Annotated in this window: 19 protein-coding genes; 4 read left to right on the top strand and 15 right to left on the bottom strand. The window is 62.4% G+C overall.

What is annotated here, in order from left to right:
- Window positions 1–344: 344 nt before the first annotated feature.
- Both acpA and ACIPL0_RS11700 read right to left on the bottom strand, forming a co-directional pair.
- On the bottom strand, window positions 345–2,066 hold the full coding sequence (gene acpA / locus ACIPL0_RS11705) for an acid phosphatase (protein WP_400600212.1): 1,722 nt from the start codon (window positions 2,064–2,066) through the stop codon (window positions 345–347).
- A gap of 107 nt (window positions 2,067–2,173) precedes the next feature.
- Window positions 2,174–2,950, bottom strand: coding sequence for a substrate-binding periplasmic protein (locus ACIPL0_RS11700; protein WP_400600211.1), 777 nt, complete (start codon window positions 2,948–2,950; stop codon window positions 2,174–2,176).
- 164 nt (window positions 2,951–3,114) lie between these two features.
- On the opposite strand from ACIPL0_RS11700, the gene dnaX reads away from it, so the two are divergent.
- From dnaX to recR, 4 genes are all read left to right on the top strand, one after another.
- Window positions 3,115–5,223, top strand: a complete 2,109-nt coding sequence (gene dnaX, locus ACIPL0_RS11695) for a DNA polymerase III subunit gamma/tau (protein WP_400600210.1) — start codon at window positions 3,115–3,117, stop codon at window positions 5,221–5,223.
- A gap of 74 nt (window positions 5,224–5,297) precedes the next feature.
- The gene (locus tag ACIPL0_RS11690) at window positions 5,298–5,624 is read left to right on the top strand and encodes a YbaB/EbfC family nucleoid-associated protein (protein WP_400600208.1); all 327 of its coding nucleotides are present in this window, start codon (window positions 5,298–5,300) and stop codon (window positions 5,622–5,624) included.
- Window positions 5,625–5,944: 320 nt separating this feature from the next.
- Window positions 5,945–6,973, top strand: coding sequence for an NADP-dependent oxidoreductase (locus ACIPL0_RS11685; protein WP_400600206.1), 1,029 nt, complete (start codon window positions 5,945–5,947; stop codon window positions 6,971–6,973).
- Between the two features lie 68 nt (window positions 6,974–7,041).
- The gene (gene recR / locus ACIPL0_RS11680; protein WP_400600204.1) at window positions 7,042–7,644 is read left to right on the top strand and encodes a recombination mediator RecR; all 603 of its coding nucleotides are present in this window, start codon (window positions 7,042–7,044) and stop codon (window positions 7,642–7,644) included.
- 223 nt (window positions 7,645–7,867) lie between these two features.
- Here recR and ACIPL0_RS11675 read toward each other — a convergent pair whose 3' ends face one another.
- The 13 genes from ACIPL0_RS11675 to ccoN form a co-directional block, all read right to left on the bottom strand.
- Complete coding sequence (locus ACIPL0_RS11675; RefSeq protein WP_400600202.1) at window positions 7,868–8,416, bottom strand: adenine phosphoribosyltransferase; 549 nt, start codon at window positions 8,414–8,416, stop codon at window positions 7,868–7,870.
- Between the two features lie 75 nt (window positions 8,417–8,491).
- Complete coding sequence (gene fnr, locus ACIPL0_RS11670) at window positions 8,492–9,226, bottom strand: fumarate/nitrate reduction transcriptional regulator Fnr (RefSeq protein ID WP_400600200.1); 735 nt, start codon at window positions 9,224–9,226, stop codon at window positions 8,492–8,494.
- 118 nt (window positions 9,227–9,344) lie between these two features.
- Window positions 9,345–10,727, bottom strand: coding sequence for an oxygen-independent coproporphyrinogen III oxidase (gene hemN, locus ACIPL0_RS11665; protein WP_400600198.1), 1,383 nt, complete (start codon window positions 10,725–10,727; stop codon window positions 9,345–9,347).
- Window positions 10,728–11,157: 430 nt separating this feature from the next.
- On the bottom strand, window positions 11,158–11,841 hold the full coding sequence (locus ACIPL0_RS11660; protein WP_400600196.1) for a sulfite exporter TauE/SafE family protein: 684 nt from the start codon (window positions 11,839–11,841) through the stop codon (window positions 11,158–11,160).
- Window positions 11,842–12,002: 161 nt separating this feature from the next.
- Window positions 12,003–12,221 carry a cbb3-type cytochrome oxidase assembly protein CcoS gene (gene ccoS, locus ACIPL0_RS11655; RefSeq protein ID WP_400600194.1) on the bottom strand — a complete coding sequence of 73 codons (219 nt, stop codon included), beginning with the start codon at window positions 12,219–12,221 and terminating at the stop codon, window positions 12,003–12,005.
- A gap of 13 nt (window positions 12,222–12,234) precedes the next feature.
- Entirely contained in the window at window positions 12,235–14,688 is a 2,454-nt protein-coding gene (locus ACIPL0_RS11650) for a heavy metal translocating P-type ATPase (protein WP_400600193.1), read from the bottom strand.
- A 4-nt stretch (window positions 14,689–14,692) separates the two neighbouring features.
- Window positions 14,693–15,226, bottom strand: a complete 534-nt coding sequence (locus ACIPL0_RS11645; RefSeq protein WP_400600191.1) for a FixH family protein — start codon at window positions 15,224–15,226, stop codon at window positions 14,693–14,695.
- Between the two features lie 12 nt (window positions 15,227–15,238).
- A complete protein-coding gene (gene ccoG, locus ACIPL0_RS11640; RefSeq protein WP_400600189.1) occupies window positions 15,239–16,654 on the bottom strand; it encodes a cytochrome c oxidase accessory protein CcoG in 1,416 nt (471 codons plus the stop codon).
- A 185-nt stretch (window positions 16,655–16,839) separates the two neighbouring features.
- Window positions 16,840–17,844: a metallophosphoesterase family protein gene (locus tag ACIPL0_RS11635; RefSeq protein ID WP_400600187.1), complete on the bottom strand. Its 1,005-nt coding sequence runs from the start codon at window positions 17,842–17,844 to the stop codon at window positions 16,840–16,842.
- Between the two features lie 233 nt (window positions 17,845–18,077).
- On the bottom strand, window positions 18,078–19,055 hold the full coding sequence (ccoP, locus tag ACIPL0_RS11630) for a cytochrome-c oxidase, cbb3-type subunit III (protein WP_400600185.1): 978 nt from the start codon (window positions 19,053–19,055) through the stop codon (window positions 18,078–18,080).
- Window positions 19,052–19,237 carry a cbb3-type cytochrome oxidase subunit 3 gene (locus ACIPL0_RS11625; protein WP_400600244.1) on the bottom strand — a complete coding sequence of 62 codons (186 nt, stop codon included), beginning with the start codon at window positions 19,235–19,237 and terminating at the stop codon, window positions 19,052–19,054. The genes ccoP and ACIPL0_RS11625 overlap by 4 nt, the downstream gene beginning before the upstream one ends.
- A gap of 5 nt (window positions 19,238–19,242) precedes the next feature.
- Entirely contained in the window at window positions 19,243–19,854 is a 612-nt protein-coding gene (gene ccoO, locus ACIPL0_RS11620) for a cytochrome-c oxidase, cbb3-type subunit II (RefSeq protein WP_400600183.1), read from the bottom strand.
- On the bottom strand, window positions 19,854–21,296 hold the full coding sequence (gene ccoN, locus ACIPL0_RS11615) for a cytochrome-c oxidase, cbb3-type subunit I (protein ID WP_400600181.1): 1,443 nt from the start codon (window positions 21,294–21,296) through the stop codon (window positions 19,854–19,856). Before ccoN ends, ccoO begins: the two co-directional genes overlap by 1 nt.
- Window positions 21,297–21,762: the final 466 nt, after the last annotated feature.

The raw sequence follows: 21,762 nt of genomic DNA, 5'->3' as shown, positions 1-21,762 counted from the left end.
CACTCACTCTAGGGAGGGGGGCGAGGGGCTGTACATAGACAGATGGCGCGGATTTTCGGGCGCAAGTGAAGGGTGACTTTTTGAAATCGCCACCATCGGCAACTGTGGGAGGGGGCTCTGCTCGCGCCGATGATCATGTGTAGGAGTGAGCTTGCTCGCGATGGCGGTGGGTCAGTTCATACGCCAGTGCAGATCCAACGCTATCGCGAGCAGAGCTCACTCCTACGGCCTGCGGCCAGAAGCAAAAGGGATTGTGTGCGCTGAACCCGTAGCAGTCCGGCTTGCCGGCGGTGACGTTCTTGAGGCCGCTGGCGCCGGCAAGCCGGACTGCTACGAAAGGGCAATCACGCCGGGAAGTGCAACGTCCCGGTCAAATCGCCCATCGGCGCCTGTCCACGGGCAACCATGGCCTTGTCCCGCTCGGCGATGCCGTCGAGGGTTTCCAGGCCGTGCACGCGAGTGATCAAACGCAGGATCGAGGCGGTGTCGTAGACCGTGTGATCCACCGTGCCCTTGCGTGCGAACGGCGAGATGACAATGGCCGGAATCCGTGTGCCCGGCCCCCAGCGATCGCCTTTTGGCGGTGCCACGTGGTCCCACCAGCCGCCGTTTTCGTCGACGGTGACAACGATCACCATGTTCTTCCACTGCGGGCTGTTGCGCAGGATCTTCACGGCGCGGTCGATATGCCGGTCACCGGCGGCGACGTCGGCATAACCGGCGTGCATGTTGAGGTTGCCCTGGGGCTTGTAGAAGGTCACCGCTGGCAGCTTGCCGGCTTCAGCGTCGGCGAAGAACTTGTTGGTCGACGACTCGTCGCCCAGACCGCCGTCGCGCAGGCGCTTGTTGCGCTCGGCAACATGCTCCGGACCTTGCTGCTTGAAGTAGTTGAACGGTTGATGGTGGTACTGGAAGTTGGGGATCTTCGGAATCCCGCTGGAATCCTTGTAGGCATCAAGGGTGACCTGCCAGGCGCCGGCATACCAGGCCCAGTCGACGTTCTTCTTCGACAGCTTGTCGCCGATATGGTCGTGGGTCTGCGGCACCAGCACGTTGGCGAGGTTGGGCTGCGAGTAGTCGGGGTTGTCCTTGTCGCGCAGCCAGGTCGGCCAGTACGGCGGGGCCATGGTGTTGACCGCGTAGCCGTCCGGCGTCAGCAGGCTGGGGCCGAACTGCGGTGGGCCGACCATGGCGCTGGCCGGTGATTTGTCCAGTGGCTTGAGGCGATAGTCCAGCGGGTCGCTGCTTTCCAGCGTGGCGATCTGCGACTTGGCCGGGGAATTGGCCGCATCCGGGTAGAACGGCACCTTGGCCGACACCAGGTACTGATGGTTGAGGAACGAACCGCCGAAGGCACCCTGGAAGAAGTTGTCGCACAACACGAACTCACGGGCGACGTCCCACAGGCGCAGGGAGTATTGGGTCTGGCTGTAGTGGCCCATGGTCAGACTGCCGGAGTCGGCCCAGGCGACGAAACCGTCGTTCTTGCCGCCGTTAATCTGCATCTGGTTCTGGTAGAACACGTGCCACAGGTCGCGGGTGACCACACCCAATGGCAGGTCTTCGCCGCTCGGCCCCTTGAGCGCGTACGGCGCGTTGGGCAGGTTTTCCTGATATTGCGTGCCGGTGGCGTAGGTCACGCCATCAATGCTCTGCGGCCCGACCTGGCAAACACCGCCCCAGCATTGCGGCAGGGTTTCCAGCAATTTGCCGTCGCGGTCGCGCTGTTGGTAGTCGGCTGGCTTGACCGCCGACAGCGGTTTCTCGACGCCGGGGAAATTGGCGAACAGGTTGTTGAAGCTGCGGTTTTCACCGTAGATGACCACGATGGTCTTGACGTTGTCTTGCAGCGCCTTGTCCAGCGCAGCGCCGCTGAGGCTGGATTGCAGCGTGCTGTTCTGGCCGGTGGCCGCGCTTTCGCTGGCGCTGACCACACCACTCAAGGTGGCGCCAGCACCCAGCACGGCCACGCCGCCGAGGAAGCGGCGACGGCTGCTGTCTGTGGGAGAATCGCTGGAAATCGGGGTAACGGACGGCTTGGACGGGTCTTCTTGTTTGTCGCTCATCACGGCTCCTGATCAGGAATCTGAGGTGTTACCAATTATGTCGACGGAGCCTATTCCTGCAATGTGACATTATTGCTACAGCCTGCAGAGCCCATTCCAGAGCCGTTTCAGCGATCCTCGCGAGCAGGGCGATCCGGCGGCAGGCCGGTCACGGTGTTGTAACGCGCGGTGATGCGCTCGATTTCGCCGGAGTCGCGCATGTTCAGCAGCACGCGCATCAGTTTCTGCGCCGGGATGTTCCGGTCGTTGCGCACGATACAGCCCACCGGCTGCTCGTCGATGACCGCCACGCCGCGCAGCTTCTGGTCGTCGGACAGATTGCGGTTGAACCAATCCAGCGACCACTGATTGGCCACCGCATAGTGGTAGCGATGCATCTGCAGCTTTTGCAGCACCTGAGATTCGCTGCGGGCGTCTTCGCGGCTCAGGCGCCGGGTGTCGAACGCGGCCTGCAGGGTTGGATAGGCGTAGCCGAGCACGGTGCCGATGACCTGTTTGTCGAGACGCGCGAGATCGACCGGCGTGGCATTGTCCGGTGTGCTGATCAGCAGATCGCGTTGCACCAGCAGCGGCAGACTCCAGGTGACGTCCCCGGACATGCTCGGCATCCACGATTGCGCGGTATAACAGCGCACGTCGATCTGGCCCTGCTCCACGGCGCGTTGCACACGGTTGATCGACAGCACGCGTAATTCCGCCGCGAACCCGGCGTGGGTCGCCATGCTTTGCATGATGTCGACCATGATGCCGCCGGTGGCTTGGCGATCGTCGATCTGCGCCATCGGCATCGACCAGGCGTCGGCGATGGAAAAGCGCAGCGGCGCTTCTTCACCATGACCCGTCCCACTCATCAGCAACAGGGCGCTCAAAACCGGCAGGCGCATAAGGTCCCTCAAAACAGGCGGAGTGAGCGTGACAGTGCCAAATGGGCTGATGGCAGTTTAGCGGCAGATTGTGGATATGCGCACAGTCATATTGTGCGGATGCAATTTTGCCCCCGCTCCGCTAGCATTAGCGGTCTTCCGCAACCCAGTCGCGACGGTTTTCAATGAGTTATCAGGTTCTTGCACGTAAATGGCGTCCGCGCTCGTTCCGCGAAATGGTCGGCCAGACCCATGTGCTCAAGGCCTTGATCAACGCCCTGGACAGCCAGCGCCTGCACCATGCGTACCTGTTCACCGGCACGCGCGGGGTCGGCAAGACCACCATCGCGCGGATCATCGCCAAGTGCCTGAACTGTGAAACCGGCATCACGTCTTCGCCGTGTGGCGAATGTTCGGTGTGCCGGGAGATCGACGAAGGCCGTTTCGTCGACCTGATCGAGATCGACGCCGCGAGCCGGACCAAGGTCGAAGACACCCGCGAACTGCTCGACAACGTGCAGTACGCGCCGAGCCGCGGGCGCTTCAAGGTCTACCTGATCGACGAAGTGCACATGCTCTCCAGCCACTCGTTCAACGCCTTGCTCAAGACGCTGGAAGAGCCGCCGCCCTACGTCAAGTTCATCCTCGCGACCACCGACCCGCAGAAGCTGCCGGCCACCATCCTGTCGCGTTGCCTGCAGTTCTCCCTGAAGAACATGACCCCGGAGCGCGTGGTCGAGCACCTGAGCCACGTGCTGGGTGCGGAAAACATTCCTTTCGAAGACGACGCGCTGTGGCTGTTGGGCCGTGCCGCCGACGGTTCGATGCGCGACGCCATGAGTCTGACCGACCAGGCCATCGCCTTCGGTGAAGGCAAGGTACTGGCCACCGATGTGCGGGCGATGCTCGGCACGCTGGATCACGGTCAGGTCTACGACGTACTGACCGCGCTGATCGACGGTGATGCCCGTGGCTTGCTGGAGGCCGTGCGTCATCTGGCCGAGCAGGGCCCGGACTGGAGCGGCGTGCTGTCGGAAATCCTCAACGTCCTGCACCGCGTGGCGATTGCCCAGGCGCTGCCGGATGCCGTCGACAACGGCCATGGCGACCGCGAACGCGTATTGGCGCTGGCCCAGGCATTGCCGGCCGAAGACGTGCAGTTCTACTACCAGATGGGCCTGATCGGGCGCCGCGATCTGCCGCTGGCACCGGACCCCCGTGGTGGCTTTGAAATGGTCCTGTTGCGCATGCTGGCGTTCCGCCCGGCCGACAGCGATAACGTACCGACGCAACCGTTAAAGTCAGTGGGGATCAACCCGGCCACGGTTGATTCCCCTAAGCCGGTGGCCGCGGCCCCCGTCATTGCACCACCGCCCGTCGCGCCGGTGGCCCAGGCACCGGTTGCGCCTGCGCCACGGGTCGAGGCTCCGGTGCAACCCGAGCCGGCACCGCCCGCAGAAGACATCGACCTGCCGTGGAACGAGCCCAAGGTCGCCGCGCCCGTCAGCGCGCCTGAGCCTGCTGCTGCGCCTGTCGTCGAAGACATTCCGGAACCAGTGCTCGATACCGTGGCCGAGCAGCCCGAACTGACACCGATGCCGATCCCGGCGCCAGCCAGTCCCGTGCCGGACGCGCCGGAGGTGGAATCTGTCGAGCAGCTGCAGGCGGCTGCCGAAGCGGTCAGCCCGTCGATGCTGGAACACGTGCCCGGCGCCGTGCCTTACGTGCCGGCGCCGATGGAGCGCGACGACGAGCCGCCACCGGACGACGACTACAACGAGCCCGATATCGACATCGACCCGGCCTCGTTCGCCTATCTCGACGATCTGGCCCACGACACCGTGACCGAAACGGTGGAAAAGGAGCCTGAGTTGCTGCCCGCGGCCAAACCGGCCACAGGCCTCGCAGCGGACTGGCTGGAACTGTTCCCGAAACTGCCGATTTCCGGCATGACCGGCAGCATTGCTGCCAACTGCACGTTGATCGCCGTGGACGGCGACGACTGGCTGCTGCACCTGGACCCGGCCCACAGCGCACTGTTCAACGCGACCCAGCAGCGCCGCTTGAACGAAGCACTGAACCAGTACCATGAGCGCACGATCAACCTGAAGATCGAGCTGATCACGCCCGAGCAGGAAACCCCGGCCCAGGCCGCCGCACGTCGGCGTGCCGACCGCCAGCGCCAGGCCGAGGTCTCGATTCACGAAGACCCGTTCATCCAGCAGATTCTGCAGCAGTTTGGTGCGATCATCCGCGAGGACACCATCGTGCCCGTGGATGCACCGGCGCCGTAACCCGTTATTGAGCACAGGGCGCTAAGCTTGTGGAGCGCCCTTTTAAGACACCGCGACTTTCGAGGAGATACCCCATGATGAAAGGTGGCATGGCTGGCCTGATGAAGCAGGCCCAGCAAATGCAGGAAAAAATGGCCAAGATGCAGGAAGAGCTGGCCAACGCCGAAGTGACCGGCCAATCGGGCGCAGGCCTGGTGAGCGTGGTGATGACCGGTCGTCATGACGTCAAGCGCGTGAGCCTGGACGACAGCCTGATGCAGGAAGACAAGGAAATCCTGGAAGACCTGATCGCCGCCGCCGTCAACGACGCCGTGCGCAAGATCGAGCAGAACAGCCAGGAAAAAATGTCCGGCGTGACCGCTGGCATGCAACTGCCTCCAGGCATGAAACTGCCGTTCTGATTCGGTGGTTGATGCGTCGTCGAAAATGCCAGGCCCTGTGCCTGGCATTTTTGTTTGTGGCGCACGCCCACTGTAGGAGCTGGCTCGTCCTGCGACCGACTGCGCAGCAGTCGTAAAATCTGTGCACTCGGTACATCTGACACTGCCAATGCGCATGGATTTACTGCCGCTTCGCGCCAGGTCGCAGGACAAGCCAACTCCTACAGGTGCTATACAGGGCGCCAAAAATGGGGTGTAGCGACAGATATTGCGAACCCCCGATCGCGTCCACAGTCTGCTTTTCTATAATCCTTCTCTGACCTGTCACGGAGTTTCCCGTCATGTCGCAAGAATTGATCCTCAACCAGCGTATCGTTCTGGCCTCTCGCCCTCAGGGCGCGCCGACGCCTGAGAATTTTCGTCTGGAGCGCGAGGCATTGCCCGACCTGCAAGAGGGCCAGGTTCAGTTGCGCACGCTGTACCTTTCTCTCGACCCCTACATGCGTGGCCGCATGAGCGATGCGCCATCCTATGCCGCGCCGGTGGCCATCGACGCGGTGATGGAGGGCGGGGCGGTCAGTGTGGTCGAACAGTCGCGCAACCCGGCGTTTCAGGTCGGCGATCTGGTGGTCGGTCAGACCGGCTGGCAGAGCCACAGCATTTCAGACGGCAAGAACCTCCTGTCGGTGCCCAAGGATCTGCCCAGCCCGTCGATGGCGGTCGGCGTCCTTGGCATGCCGGGCATCACCGGTTACATGGGGCTGATGGACATCGGCAAGCCCAAGGCCGGTGAAACCCTGGTGGTCGCCGCAGCCTCCGGCGCGGTCGGGTCGGTGGTGGGCCAGGTCGCCAAGCTGCACGGCCTGCGGGTGGTCGGTGTGGCCGGTGGCATCGATAAGTGCCGCTATGTCGTCGATGAACTGGGTTTTGATGCCTGTATCGACCACCACAGCGAGTTTTTCGCTGAACAATTGAGTGAAGCCTGCCCCAGCGGCATCGACATCTATTTCGAACTGGTCGGCGGCAAGGTGTTCGAGGGCGTACTGCCACTGCTCAACCAACATGCGCGGATTCCGCTGTGCGGCGTGATCGCGCAATACAACGCCCAGCGCCTGCCTGACGGGCCGAACCAGTTGCCATTGCTGCTGCGTACGTTGCTGACCAAGCGCGCGCGGATTCAGGGTTTTATCGTCTACGAGGAGTATTACCACCGTCTGGGCGAGTTCATGCAGGCCATGGTGCCGCTGGTGAAAGACGGCAAGGTCAAGTTCCGCGAAGACGTGGTCGAAGGCCTGGAACATGCGCCCGATGCGTTCATCGGCCTGCTGGAAGGGAGGAACTTCGGCAAGCTGGTGGTCAAGGTGTCATGAGCTGATTTGACGCTGCCAGGAGGCGCGGGTATAAACCGCGTCTCGTGTTTTTGTGAGACTTTTCTTCGATGAGCTTCAGCCCTCTGATTCGCCAGTTGATCGACTCCCTGCGCATCCTGCCCGGCGTTGGTCAGAAAACCGCCCAGCGCATGGCGTTGCAGTTGCTTGAGCGTGATCGCAGCGGTGGTTCGCGTCTGGCCCAGGCCTTGAGCCAGGCCATGGAGGGCGTCGGGCACTGCAAGCAATGCCGCACTCTGACAGAAGACGAACTGTGCCCGCAGTGCGCCGACGTGCGCCGGGACGATTCGCTGCTGTGCGTGGTTGAAGGGCCGATGGACGTGTACGCGGTGGAGCAGACCGGCTATCGCGGCCGCTACTTCGTACTCAAGGGCCATCTGTCGCCGCTGGACGGCCTGGGGCCGGAGGCTATTGGCATTCCGCAACTGATGGCGCGGATCGAAGAGCAGGGCACCTTCGCGGAAGTCATCCTTGCCACCAACCCGACCGTGGAAGGCGAAGCCACGGCTCACTACATCGCCCAGTTGCTCAACAACAAGGGCCTGGTCACCTCGCGCATCGCCCACGGCGTACCGCTGGGTGGCGAGCTGGAGCTGGTGGACGGCGGCACCCTGGCTCACTCGTTTGCCGGGCGCAAGCCAATCAAGTTGTAAAACCGTAGGAGCGCGCTTGCCCGCGAGGCGGAGATCATGACACGTAGAGGGTGTCTGACGGATTGCAATCGCGAGCAAGCTCACTCCTACAGATCATCGGCTTGCGCAAAAGGCTGGATAGACACAGAACTTGTAGGAGTGAGCTTGCTCGCGATGACGCTCTGTCAGGCGACACCCATGTCGTCAAGAGTATCGCAATCGCGGGCAAGCGCGCTCCTACGGCTTATTTGTCTGTCAGGGCAAACTGCGTCAGGCAGAACGTCGGGATGTTCATGTCTTGAATGCGCTGGCTGCCGCCCAGTTCCGGCAGGTCGATGATCGCGGCCGCTTCGTGGACCTTGGCGCCCATGCGGCGGATCAGGTTGGCGGCAGCGATCAGCGTGCCACCGGTGGCGATCAGGTCATCGAACATCACCACCGAGTCACCGTCGCACAGGCTGTCGGCGTGGACTTCCAGAAACGCTTCGCCGTATTCGGTCTGATAACCCTCGGACAGCACGTCAGCCGGCAGTTTGCCCTGCTTGCGGAACAGCACCAGCGGTTTGTTGAGTTCGTAGGCGATGATCGAACCGATCAGAAAGCCCCGCGCATCCATGGCGCCGACGTGGGTGAATTCCGCGTCGATGTAACGCTGGATGAAGCTGTCGATCACCAGGCGCAAGGCCTTGGGCGATTGGAACAGCGGGGTGATGTCGCGGAAGATCACGCCGGGCTTGGGAAAGTCCACAACCGGGCGGATCAGGGATTTGAAGCTGAATTCGTCGAAGATCATCGAAAGAACCTGGGCAGATCACACAAAGGCGCTAGTTTAAGCCTGCCCGGTTCTTCCTGCATCCGCTTTCCGGCATCAACTGTCCAGTGAACCGCCGGCCAGCGCGCACAGCTGGATAGGGTCAAGGATGCGGATTTCCTTGCCTTCGGCGGCGATCAGCTCGTTTTGCTGAAAACGGGTGAACACCCGCGACACGGTTTCCACTGCCAGCCCCAGGTAGTTGCCGATTTCGTTGCGCGACATGCTCAGGCGGAATTTGTTGGCGGAGAAGCCACGGGCACGGAAGCGCGCCGACAGGTTGACCAGAAAGGTGGCGATGCGCTCGTCGGCGGTCTTCTTCGACAACAGCAGCATCATCTGCTGGTCGTCACGGATTTCCCGGCTCATCACCCGCATCAACTGGCGACGCAGTTGCGGCAGTTGCACCGACAGCTCATCGAGCCGCTCGAAGGGAATCTCGCACACCGAGGTGGTTTCCAGGGCCTGAGCCGACACCGGATAGGCTTCGGCGTCCATGCCCGACAGGCCGACCAGCTCGCTGGGCAAGTGGAAGCCGGTCAGTTGCTCGGCCCCGGCATCGCTGAGGCTGAAGGTTTTCAGCGCGCCGGAGCGCACTGCGTAGACTGAATCGAAGGTGTCGCCCTGGCGAAACAGGAATTCGCCCTTTTTCATAGGGCGGCCGCGTTTGACGATTTGGTCCAGTGCATCCATGTCTTCCAGATTGAGGGAGAGGGGAAGGCACAGAGCGGCCAGGCTGCAATCCTTGCAGTGCGCCTGGGTATGAGCGCGCAGTTTGACTGGCTCAGACATCGGGAAATTCCTTGTTAAAAACACACAACAGTCGTAAGGGTAACCCACCGGTCAAGACGCCGACCAGCGCGCGCCGTCCATGGCGTGAAAAAGGCACCTGTCGGTCAGGGCCGTTCACTCAGATCACCCGGGAAAATTTCTGACGGTTCGGAAGGCTGAGGTACACGTCGAAGACCATGCAGATCGAGCGCACCAGCAGACGCCCCGCCGCGGTCACGCGGATACCGCTGATGTCGAGCTGGATCAGCCCGTCTCTGGCCATGTCCAGCAACCGTGGCCATTCTTCGGCGAAGTAGTCGCGAAAGCGCAGGGCGAAGCGGCTTTCGATGCTGGCGAAATCGAGGCTGAAGTGGCAGATCAACTGCTGGATCACTGCCCGCCGCACCTGATCATCGGCGTTGCACTGCAGGCCGCGTTTGGTTGCCAGTTGATCGCTGCCCAGCAGGTTCTGGTAGTCGGTCAGGTCGTTGCTGTTCTGCGTGTACAGGCCGCCCACCTGGCTGATCGCCGACACGCCCAGCCCCAACAGGTCGCAGTGGCCGTGGGTGGTGTAGCCCTGGAAATTGCGCTGCAGGGTGCCTTCCTCCTGAGCGACCGCAAGATCGTCGTCGGGCAGGGCGAAATGGTCCATGCCGATGTAGCGATAGCCGGCACCGGTCAGTTGTTCGATGGTGCGTTGCAGCATCGCCAGTTTCAGTTCGGCAGCGGGCAACTGCGCGCTGTCGATGCGCCGCTGCGGCATGAAGCGCTCGGGCAGGTGGGCGTAATTGAACACCGACAGGCGATCGGGTTGCAGGGCGATGACTTCTTCCACCGTGCGCGCGAAGCTGTCCGGGGTTTGCAGCGGCAGGCCGTAGATCAGGTCGATGTTCAGCGAACGGAATTGCAGGGTGCGCGCGGCTTCGACGATGTCGCGGGTTTCGCCGAGGCTTTGCAGACGGTTGATGGCGCGCTGCACCTGTGGGTCGAGGTCTTGCACACCGAGGCTGACCCGGTTGAAGCCCAGCTCGCGCAGCAGGCCCATGGTCGACCAGTCGGCTTCGCGCGGGTCGATCTCGATGCCGTAGTCGCCGGAATCGTCGTCGAGCAGGTTGAAGTGCTGACGCAGGTGGCCCATCAACTGGCGCAGTTCCACATGGTTGAGGAAGGTCGGCGTGCCGCCACCGAAATGCAGCTGCTCGACCTGTTGACGTTCATCAAGGTGGCAGGCGGTCATCTGGATTTCATGCTCCAGCCGCCGCAGGTAGGCCTGGGCGCGTCCGCGATCCTTGGTGATCACCTTGTTGCAGGCGCAGTAGTAGCAGATGTTGGCGCAGAACGGGATGTGTACATACAGCGACAGCGGGCGCAAGGCCTTGCGGCTGTCGCGCAGGGCATGGAGCAGATCAAAGGCGCCAACCTGTGAGTGAAATTGCACCGCCGTGGGGTAGGACGTGTAGCGCGGCCCTGTCAGGTCGTAGCGATGAATGAGTTCAGAGTCCCAACGAAGGTCGTCGAGCATGCGGGCGTTCCCGAAAAGGCTGGCGGTAGAAGCAGTTTAGGGCGCGGCGGGGTGGAGAATATTGATCTGGGTCAATGAATCTTGAAACGCAGCCTTTGCTGGTGGCCTTTGTCCTGATAACACGATTGCGGGCCAGACTGATGACCCGTGGGAGGGAGCCCTCCCACAGGTTTGGCGTTGTCTGACGGATGTCGGCAAGACACGGAATCCCCCCGTAGGAGCGCGCTTGCCCGCGATGCGTCCAATCAGACACCACGATGGCGACTGCCCTTTATCGCGAGCAAGCTCACTCCTACAGGTCACGGTTATCTTCAAAATAGAAGGCCCACAGAGATTCGTAGGAGTGAGCTTGCTCGCGATTGCAGTCCGCTCGACAACCTCGATGTGTCTGATCCGGCACATCGCGGGCAAGCGCGCTCCTACGGGCCGTTCAATGCCCCATCAGCCAATGCTGATGCGGTCCCGGCAGTGTCCACAGGCCGAACAGGATCACCAGCAGACCACCCGCCACTCGCACGCCGCGCTGGCGCAGCAGGGCGACGCTGCGTTCGGCGGCAAGGCCTGTGACGATCAGCACCGGCCAGGTGCCGATGCCGAACGCCAGCATCAGCAGCGCGCTGTTCAGTGCATTGCCTTGGCTGGCCGACCACAACAGCGTGCTATAGACCAGCCCGCACGGCAGCCAGCCCCAGATGGCGCCGAGCAGCAACGCGCGCGGCAGGCTTTTCACCGGTAACAGGCGGCTGGCGAAGGGTTGCAGGTAGCGCCACAGCCCGCGCCCGAGACTTTCGATGCGGGTCAGGCCGCTCCACCAGCCGGCCAGGTACAGGCCCATGCAGATCAGCAACAGCGCAGCGATCACCCGCAACACCAGCGCGCCGGGACTGGCGGCGATGACGTGCCCGGCCAGGCCCATCAGCAAGCCGGCGCAAGTGTAACTGGCTACGCGACCGAGGTTGTAAGCCAGCAACAGGCGCAGGCGCTGGCCGCGTTGTTCCTTGGGGATCGCCAGGGTCAGAGCGCCCATCAATCCACCGCACATGCCCAGGCAGTGACCGCCGCCGAGCAGGCCGAGGATCAGCGCGGAGAGGAGTTGGGGGAGCAGTTCAGGCATCGGATCCGCCAGCGCTTTTGAGGGTGTCCCTGCGGGCGCATTCGCGGGCAAGCCCGCCCCCACAGGCGATGTCTTTCAGCCTTGGCAGGTGTGCCATACGCAGTATCTGTGGGAGCGGGCTTGCCCGCGAAGAGGCCGGTAGAGACTGCACATCATCCTGCTCATTCATCGGGTTTGTGTTCGGCGGGCGAGGGGGCAGATTTTTTTGAGGCTTGCGCCACCCCCGCCTGATGATCCGGGTCCTGATCATCGAACAGAATGCTGTGTGCCGGGCTGTCCAGATCGTCGTACTGACCGCTGTCCACCGCCCAGAAAAACACATAGATCGCCACCGCCACGATCAGCAACGCGATGGGAATCAGAATATAAAGCGCGGGCATCGGGCCTCCACCATCAAACCGGCAACGGGCGCGAATGGGCGACCGTTGTCGGCACCGTAGCAGGTCCGCCGGCGCGCGTCAGGCGCAGCGCATTGAGCACCACCACCAGCGAGCTGACGGACATCCCCGCAGCAGCCCACAACGGAGTGATCCAGCCCAGTGCGGCGAATGGCAACATCAGGCCGTTGTACAGCGCGGCCCACAGCAGGTTTTCGATGATGATGCGGCGAGTGCGCCGCGCCACTTCGAACGCCTGCACCAGGGTTTGCAGGCGATTGGACAGCAGCACCGCGTCGGCGCTGGTCTTCGCCAGATCGGTGGCCGAGCCCATGGCCACACTGATGTCGGCGGCGGCCAGCACCGGCACATCGTTGACCCCGTCGCCGAGCATCAGCACCTTGTGCCCTTGAGCACGCAGTTGCTGCAGAATCTCCAGCTTGTCGTCCGGGCGCAGGCTGCCACGGGCTTCATCGATTTTCAGCTGTGCGGCAACGCTGGCGACCATCGGCGAGCTGTCGCCGGACAGCAGCAAGGTCTTCCAGCCACGCTGGCGACAGGCATCGATCAAGGTGGCGGCGTCATCGCGCAGGCGGTCGTCCAGCACCAGCCAGGCCAGCGCTTCCTGCTCGTCGCCGAGCAGCAGCCATTGCCCGGCGTTGTCCGGCACGCTCGGCACCGGGCAACCACTGAGGGCACAGACAAACGCCGGCTGACCGATGCGCAGTGAACGTCCCGCGACGCTACCCTGCAAGCCCAACCCGGGTGTCGCCACCACGGCCTCGGCGGCCAGCGGCGTGTGGCCGAAGGCGCGGGCAATCGGGTGTTCGGACCGGCTTTCCAGCGCTGCCGCCAGCGACAGGCAATAGTCGCTGCTCAGCGTGCCGAGCGAGCGGATCGCGCGCAGGTGCAGGCGTCCTTCGGTGAGGGTGCCTGTCTTGTCGACGATCACCGTGTCGATCTGGTTCAAGCCTTCCAGCACATGGCCGCGGGTCAGCAGCAGGCCAAGACCGTGCAGGGTGCCGGTGGCGGTGGTCAGGGCGGTGGGGGTGGCCAGCGACAGTGCGCAAGGGCAGGTGGCGACCAGCATCGCCAGCACGATCCAGAACGCCCGGTCGGCATCCAGTTGCCACCAGACCAGACCGATGCTTACGGCCGCCAGCAGGGAAATCAGCAGGAACCATTGCGCGGCGCGGTCGGCCATTTGCGCCAGACGCGGCTTCTCCGATTGCGCGCGCTCCAGCAGGCGGACGATGGCCGACAGGCGTGTGTCATGGCCGAGGGCGAGCACTTGCACGGTCAGCGCGCTTTCCACGTTCAGGGTGCCGGCAGTCACGGCTTCGCCGGTGCTGCGTGGTTGCGGCAGGTATTCTCCGGTCAGCAACGATTCGTCGATGCTCGACTGCCCGGAGACGATGCGACCGTCTGCCGGAATCACCGCGCCGGGGTGCACCAGCACGCGGTCGTTCAGGCGCAGCTCGCTGAGCAGAATGCGCTCGCTTTGCCCATCGTCGCTCAGGCGCAGGCATGACGCCGGCAGCAGATTGACCAGTTGCGCCGTGGCGGCTGCCGTGCGCTCGCGGGCACGCCGTTCCAGATAGCGACCGGCCAGCAGAAACAGGGCGAACATGCCCACCGCATCGAAATACAACTCGCCGACGCCGGTGATGGCGGTCCAGATTCCGGCGACATAGGCCGCGCCGATCGCCAGCGACACGGACACGTCCATGGTCAGTTGGCGGGTGCGCAGGTCGCGCAGGGCGCCTTTGAAAAGCGGCGCGCAGCTGTAGAAGACGATGGGCGTGGTCAGAAACATCGCCACCCAGCGCAGGATGGTGTGCAACTCGGGGCTCAAGTCGATGCTGAATTCCGGCCAGGTCGCCATGGTCGCCATCATCGCCTGAAACCACAGCAACCCGGCGACGCCCAGTTGCCGCAGGCTGCGGCGGTTGTCCCGGGCCAGTTGTTCGCTGGCCTTGTCGGCATGCCACGGATGGGCGGCATAACCGATGCCGCGCAGCTCGTTCAGCACTTGGCTCAGTGGCAACTGGCGATCATCCCAGCGCAAGTGCAGGCGATGGTTGGACAGGTTCAGGCGGGCTTCGACGACAGCCGGCTGGGTGCGCAGATGGCGCTCGATCAGCCAGCCGCAGGCAGCGCAACTGATGCCTTCGATCAGCAGCGTGGTTTCGGCCTGTTGCTGATCGTGGCGGACAAAACCGGCCTGCACGTCCGGGCGGTCGTACAGGGCCTGCTCGTCGAGCAGCGCGGCAGGCAGGCTTTGCGGATTGGTCGAGGCTTCGCTGCGGTGCTGGTAGTAGCTCTGCAGGCCGCCTTCGACGATGGCCTGAGCCACGGCCTGGCAGCCGGGGCAGCAGAATTCGCGGGTCGCACCCAGCACGTCGGCGGTGAAACGGCTGCCCGTTGGCACGGGCAGGGCGCAGTGGTAGCAGGAAACGGGCGTGTTCACGGGGTCACTTCTTTTCCGCGCCCTGAATCGGCTCGTCGCCGAGCAGCAGGTCCTTGTCACGAGCGATGGTCTCTTCTTCGAACAGACGCCAGGTCTGGCCGTTCTCGACCCCCAGCAGTTCGACGAAACGCCGCCCCTCGACCTTGTCGTTCAACTGGCCGACATAGCGCCCGGCCTCGGACGGGCTGCGGGCCAGCACCACCTTGCGGTCTTTCTCCGGCTGGGTCGGCGAAATCAGGCTCAGCACCAGGGTTTCTGGCCGGCTGTCACCGCTCAGGCGCAGGTCGGCTTCGCCGGTGATGTCATCCAGATGCACGCTGGCGCGCAGTTTCAGGTTCTGTGCCAGCAGTTCACGGTCCAGCGAGCGGTTGATGCCCTTGCCGGCCTCGTAATAATTGTCGTTGACCAGGTTGTCCGGGTGACTCACGGCGATGGTCACCATCGACACGGTCAGGGCCACCGAGCAGCCCAGCATGCCGATGATGATCCACGGCCAACGGTGCTTGTACCAGGGGCTTTGGGCAGTGACTGCAATCATGTCGTACTTCTCTCAACGAACTTGTGGGCCGATGAATCGGCTCTTGGCTTGAACTTCGGTGCCGCTGTTTTCGATGTCCTTGAGGATGAATCTGACCTCGTTGGTGCTCGACGGCAACTGCTCGGGTGAAACGGACAGTTCTACCGGCATGGTGAAGATTTCCCCGGCGGCGACCTTGATCTCGCGCCGACCCTGCAGCTTCAGGTCCGGCAGGCCGGTGGCGTCGAGCACGTAGGTGTGGTCGACCTGATCCTTGTTCATGATCTTCAGGCTGTAGACGTTCTCGACGCGGCCTTCGGCGTTTTCGCGGTACAGCACACGGTCCTTGCTGACGTCGAAACCGACCAGCGAACGCATGAAGAACGCACCGGTGAGCACGCCGATCATCACCAGCAGCACCACGGCATAGCCGATCAGCCGCGGACGGAATTTGTGGGTGGTCTGCCCGGACAGGTTGTGTTCGGTGGTGTAGCTGATCAGCCCGCGCGGGTAGTTCATCTTGTCCATGATGGTGTCGCAGGCGTCGATGCAGGCCGCGCAGCCGATGCACTCGATCTGCAGGCCATCGCGGATGTCGATGCCGGTAGGGCAGACCTGGACGCACATGGTGCAGTCGATGCAGTCGCCCAGGCCCTGGGTCTTGTAGTCCAGCTCTTTCTTGCGCGGGCCGCGTTTTTCGCCACGGCGCGGGTCGTAGGAAACGATCAGGGTGTCCTTGTCGAACATCACGCTCTGGAAGCGCGCGTACGGGCACATGTAGATGCACACCTGCTCGCGCAGCCAGCCGGCGTTGCCGTAGGTGGCGAGGGTGAAGAAACCGACCCAGAAATACGACCAGCCGTCGGCTTGCCCTGTGAAGAAGTCCACGGCCAGTTCACGGATCGGCGAGAAGTAGCCGACGAAGGTCAGGCCGGTGACCAGCCCGATCAGCAGCCACAGCCCGTGCTTGGCGGACTTGCGGGCGAACTTGTTGGCACTCATCGGCGCCTTGTCCAGCTTCATGCGCTGGTTGCGGTCGCCTTCGGTGACTTTCTCGCACCACATGAAAATCCACGTCCACACGCTCTGCGGGCAGGTGTAACCGCACCACACGCGGCCGGCGAACACGGTAATGAAGAACAGGCCGAAGGCGGCGACGATCAGGATGCCGGAGAGCAGGATGAAATCCTGCGGCCAGAACGTCGCCCCGAAGATATAGAACTTGCGCTCCGGCAGGTTCCACCAGACCGCCTGATGGCCACCCCAGTCGAGCCAGACCGTGCCGAAGTAGAGGAGAAACAGCACGATGCCACCGCCGATCCGCAGGTTGCGAAACAGACCGGTGAAGGCACGGGTATAGATCTTTTCCCGCGAGGCATAGAGATCAATGGTGTCACCGTCCTTTTTCGGCGGTGGCGTGACATTGTGTACCGGAATCTGCTGGCTCATCATCGCGTCCCACGGCAGTGGAAAAATGCCTCGGTCAGTACGTGCCGACCGGGGTCATTGAGTTGTTGTCACGCCACACATGATACCCCTGAACTCTAGTCGATGGCCGTCACCTGCGGTCATCGGCGAGGCACGCGCAGTGCCCGCCGATTGATCTGGATCAGAGTCTGTCGGCCATGACGTGGTCACTGCCGCTTGGGCAGGGGGATCTCGGCAATCAATTCAGCGTTCTTCCAGTCATTGTTGCTGACTTTGTTCACTTTCAAATGTCCGGAATTACGATCCACATCCACGATCAGCCAACTGCGCTGCGAGGCTGAACCGCTGAGAAACACCGGCACGTCAGCAAACTGATCGGCAAAGTTGTAGCGCCCGGCCGACTTGTGCAGGTGTCCGGCAAACACCGCTGATACCTGGTACTTCTCCATCATGTTTCTGAACCGTTGCAGCTCTTCGCGGGTACCCATCCAGTCATCGGGTTTGTGCAGGTTGACGATGATGATCAGGTTCTTTTCACGAGCCTCTTTGAGGCGTGCATCGAGCCATTCAAGCGAGGGTGTGATGTTGAAGGTGTATCGATTGGACCAGAAACTGGTCTGGTACGTCGGTTCATTGTTTAACTGGACGAGCACTACATCTTCGATGCGTTTAGTGTATGAGAGGCTGCCTTTCCAGTGGAACTCGATCCCCTCGGTCTCGGTGCGCAGGTCCATGTTGTCCACGCGATCTTTCATCCGTTTTCTCAGATCGAATATGCTGTCACGTGCGCAGCCGTCACCGGCGCAATCGTTGACGTTGTTCTGGTAATCATGATTGCCCAGCCCGAAGTAATAATCACCGTTCAAATGTTGATCCAGAACGGAGTACAGATGATCGCGTTGCCAGCCGTGACCAAAGGCGGTCATATCACCATTTATCATTACGGGGATGTGATGAAAGGACCTGTGCTTGCGTATATCGGCAATGCTGCGGTACTGCTCATCGAGCAATTCGCGAGCGCGTTTCTGGTTGTCGCTATCTGAAACGGTGCGGTCATCGTCATTGAAGTCGGTCCACGGGTACTGGGGATCTGAGGCGAACACCAGCTGTGAGCGCTCGGCAGCGTCGATAAAGGGTACGTCCGTGGCATGCGTCGCGGCGCTCGCCAGAGACAGGCTCAGCGAGCCCAGTAATGACATCCATTTGTTCATGTTCCATTTTCCTGTTGAGGTGAGTGACACGTGCGCGGGTTGCGACGTGTACCAACAGGGGGTTAATCGTTAAAAAGCGGGGGAGGTGCGGTATCTGGATAGTGCACACAATTTCTTTTGTAGGAGTGAGCTTGGTCTGGGCCGCATCCGGACGATAGCGTCATGTCAGACGCCTCGATGGTGACTGACACGTTGTCATCGCGAGCAAGCTCACTCCTACACAGGGTTTCGGTCTATTCAGCCTCCGGCCCCTTGTTGCCATGGGACAGGCTGTACACATAAGCGGCCAGCAGGTGCACCTTGTCGTTGCCCTGCAGCAGTTCCTGTGCCGGCATCTGGCCCTGACGGCCATAGCGGATGGTCTGTTGCAGCTGCGCGAAGCTGGAGCCGTAGATGAACGCGTTCGGGTGGGTCAGGTTCGGCGCGCCCATGGCGGCGGTGCCTTTGCCTTCCGGACCGTGGCAGGCGACGCAGTTGGCAGCGAAGATCTTCTGCCCGGCCACCGGGTCGGCCTTGGCGTCTTCCGGCAGCTTGCGACCGTCCAGTTGGGTCAGCACGAACGCCGCGACATCGCGCACGCCCTGATCGCCGACCACTTCACCCCAGGCCGGCATCACCGCGTGGCGGCCGCCCATGATGGTGGTCTTGATGGTGTTCGGCTCGCCGCCCCAACGCCAGTCGTCGTCGGTCAGGTTGGGAAAGCCGTAGGCGCCCTTGGCGTCGGAACCGTGGCACACCGAACAGTTGGAGGCGAACAGCCGTCCACCCATTTTCAGGGCCTGCGGATCCTTGGCGACGTCTTCGATCGGCATGGCTGCGAATTTGGCGAAGATCGGCCCGAAACGCGCGTCCGAACGGGCCATTTCCTTCTCCCATTCGTGAACGCCGGTCCAGCCCGGCTGGCCGTTGGAGAAGGCGATCTTCTTGTCGTTGTCGACGTAGTCGTAACCCGGCAACAGGCCTTTCCAGTTACCCAGGCCCGGATACAGCGCCAGATAGCCCAGGGCAAAAATGATGGTGCCGACAAACAGCATGAACCACCACTTCGGCAGCGGGTTGTCGTACTCCTCGATGCCGTCGAACGAGTGACCGACGGTCTCTTCGGTGGTGTCGCTGCGCTGGCCCTTGCGGGTCGCCAGCAGCAGCCAGGTCAGGCAGAAGATCGTACCCAGCGAGAGTACGGTGACGTACAGACTCCAAAATGTAGTCATTCTTTGTTGCTCCCGGAAGCTTTCTCGAGGTGCTTGATGGCCTCGGGGTCGTCGGCAAAAGGCAGCATCGTCGCGTCGTCGAACTCAGCCTTGCGCCTGGGGCTGAACACCCACAGTGCCAGACCGATGAAGGCCACCATCACGACCACGGTACCCAGGCCTCGAATCATCCCGATATCCATGCTGATCACCGTTTGCTCTTGATGATGGTGCCCAGGCCTTGCAGGTAGGCCACCAGTGCGTCCATTTCGGTCTTGCCCTTGACGGCGGCGCCGGCCCCGGCGATGTCTTCGTCGGTGTAAGGCACGCCAAGGTTGCGCAGGACTTCCATCTTGCGCCCGGTGTTCTTGCCGTCGAGCTTGTTTTCGACCAGGAACGGGTAGGCCGGCATGATCGATTCCGGCACCACGTTGCGCGGGTTGTACAAATGCGCGCGGTGCCAGTCATCGGAGTAGCGCCCGCCGACTCGCGCCAGGTCCGGACCGGTGCGCTTGGAGCCCCACAGGAACGGGTGATCCCAGACGCTTTCGCCGGCCACCGAGTAATGGCCGTAGCGTTCGGTTTCGGCGCGGAACGGCCGGATCATCTGCGAGTGACAGCCGACACAGCCGTTGGCGATGAACACGTCGCGGCCTTCCAGCTCCAGCGCAGGGCGCGGTTTCATGCCTTCGACCGGCTTGTTGGTGACGTCCTGGAAGAACAGCGGGACGATCTGGGTCAGGCCACCGACCGCAACGGCGATGACCATGAAGATCGACAGCAGGCCGATGTTCTTTTCGAGTGATTCGTGCTTGATCATCAGTGGGCTCCCACGACAGCGATCTCGGCGGCGGCTTCGGCTTCTTCTGCGGTCGACGCACGCACGGTGCGCCAGACGTTATAGGCCATGAACAACATGCCGCTGGCGAAGAACGCACCGCCAAGGGCGCGCACGATGTAACCCGGATGGCTGGCCTGCAGCGCTTCGACGAACGAGTAGGTGAGGGTGCCGTCGTCGTTGATGGCGCGCCACATCAGGCCCTGGGTGATGCCGTTGACCCACATCGAGGCGATGTACAGCACGGTACCGATGGTCGCCAGCCAGAAGTGCGCGTTGATCAGGCCGATGCTGTGCATCTGCGGGCGGCCGAACAGGCGCGGGATCATGTGGTACACGGCGCCGATGGAAATCATCGCCACCCAGCCCAGCGCACCGGCGTGTACGTGGCCGATGGTCCAGTCGGTGTAGTGGGAGAGCGAGTTGACGGTCTTGATCGCCATCATCGGCCCTTCGAAGGTCGACATGCCGTAGAACGCCAGCGAGACCACGAGGAAGCGCAGGATCGGGTCGGTGCGCAACTTATGCCAGGCCCCGGAGAGGGTCATCATGCCGTTGATCATGCCGCCCCAGCTCGGTGCCAGCAGGATGATCGACATCACCATGCCCAGCGACTGCGCCCAGTCCGGCAGCGCGGTGTAGTGCAGGTGGTGAGGGCCGGCCCAGATGTACAGGGTGATCAGCGCCCAGAAGTGGACGATGGACAGGCGATAGGAATATATCGGCCGTTCGGCCTGCTTCGGCACGAAGTAATACATCATGCCGAGAAAGCCGGTGGTGAGGAAAAATCCTACGGCGTTGTGCCCATACCACCACTGGATCATTGCGTCCGTGGCGCCGGAGTAGGCCGAGTAGGACTTGAACCAGCTCACCGGCAGCGACATGTGGTTGACGATGTGCAGCATCGCCGTGACCACGATGAACGCGCCGTAGAACCAGTTGCCGACATAGATGTGCTTGGTCTTGCGCTTGACGATGGTGCCGAAGAACACCGCCGCGTAGGTGACCCAGACGACGGCCAGCAGGATCGCCAGCGGCCATTCCAGTTCGGCGTATTCCTTGGTGGTGGTGTAACCCAGCGGCAGGGTGATGATCGCGCCGATGATCACCGCCTGCCATCCCCAGAAGTGGAAGGCGGCCATGCTGTCGGAGATCAGCCGGGTCTGGCAGGTACGCTGCACCACATAGTAGGAGGTGGCCATCAGGGCGCACCCGCCAAAGGCGAAGATCACAAGGTTGGTGTGCAACGGGCGCAGGCGTCCGAACGTGGTCCACGGGAGACCGAAGTTCAGGTCGGGCCACACCAGTTGTGAGGCGATGAAGACACCGAGCCCCATGCCAACGATCCCCCAGACCACCGTCATGATGGCGAACTGGCGGACCACCTTATAGTTATAAGCAGTCGGACTGATTGCTGTGCTCATTCTAAGGTTCCACGGTTTGGGTATTTATTAGTGTGGTATAGGCCGCAACACCGGGTAAGCGTAGACCCTTTGCCACGCAATGGGCGCGTGACGCGGTGCACAGAAACGGTAGATGCGGAATTTGCGGCAGACCGGCGTGCGGCGGAGCACGTCGCAGGCTGGCCGAAGTGGGCCGGGGGACGGGGAAACAGGTCGAGTGGGGCGTGGGCTTGAATGATGGGAAAAATGTATACAACCCTGCGGGTGACGACGCTGTAGGTCGGTCTGCAAGAGGGTCGGAATGCCGTGCACAATCCTTTCACTTGGCCTGTGGCCAGCTCTCGCCGGACCACTGTGCGGGCAAGCTTAGACGTGATCGACGACGGATGGAAGAGGGCAGCGCAACTATCGTGACACTTTGTCGCGGCGCAGGGGAGAGCCGTCGCCGCTCTTTCAGGAGGGCGGCGACAGGCGTTTTTCCGTGTCT

Source organism: Pseudomonas sp. NPDC090208, assembly GCF_044746785.1.
Classification (GTDB): domain Bacteria; phylum Pseudomonadota; class Gammaproteobacteria; order Pseudomonadales; family Pseudomonadaceae; genus Aquipseudomonas.
Note: the sequence above shows the minus strand (reverse complement) of the source record. Positions and strands in the feature narration are given on the sequence as shown.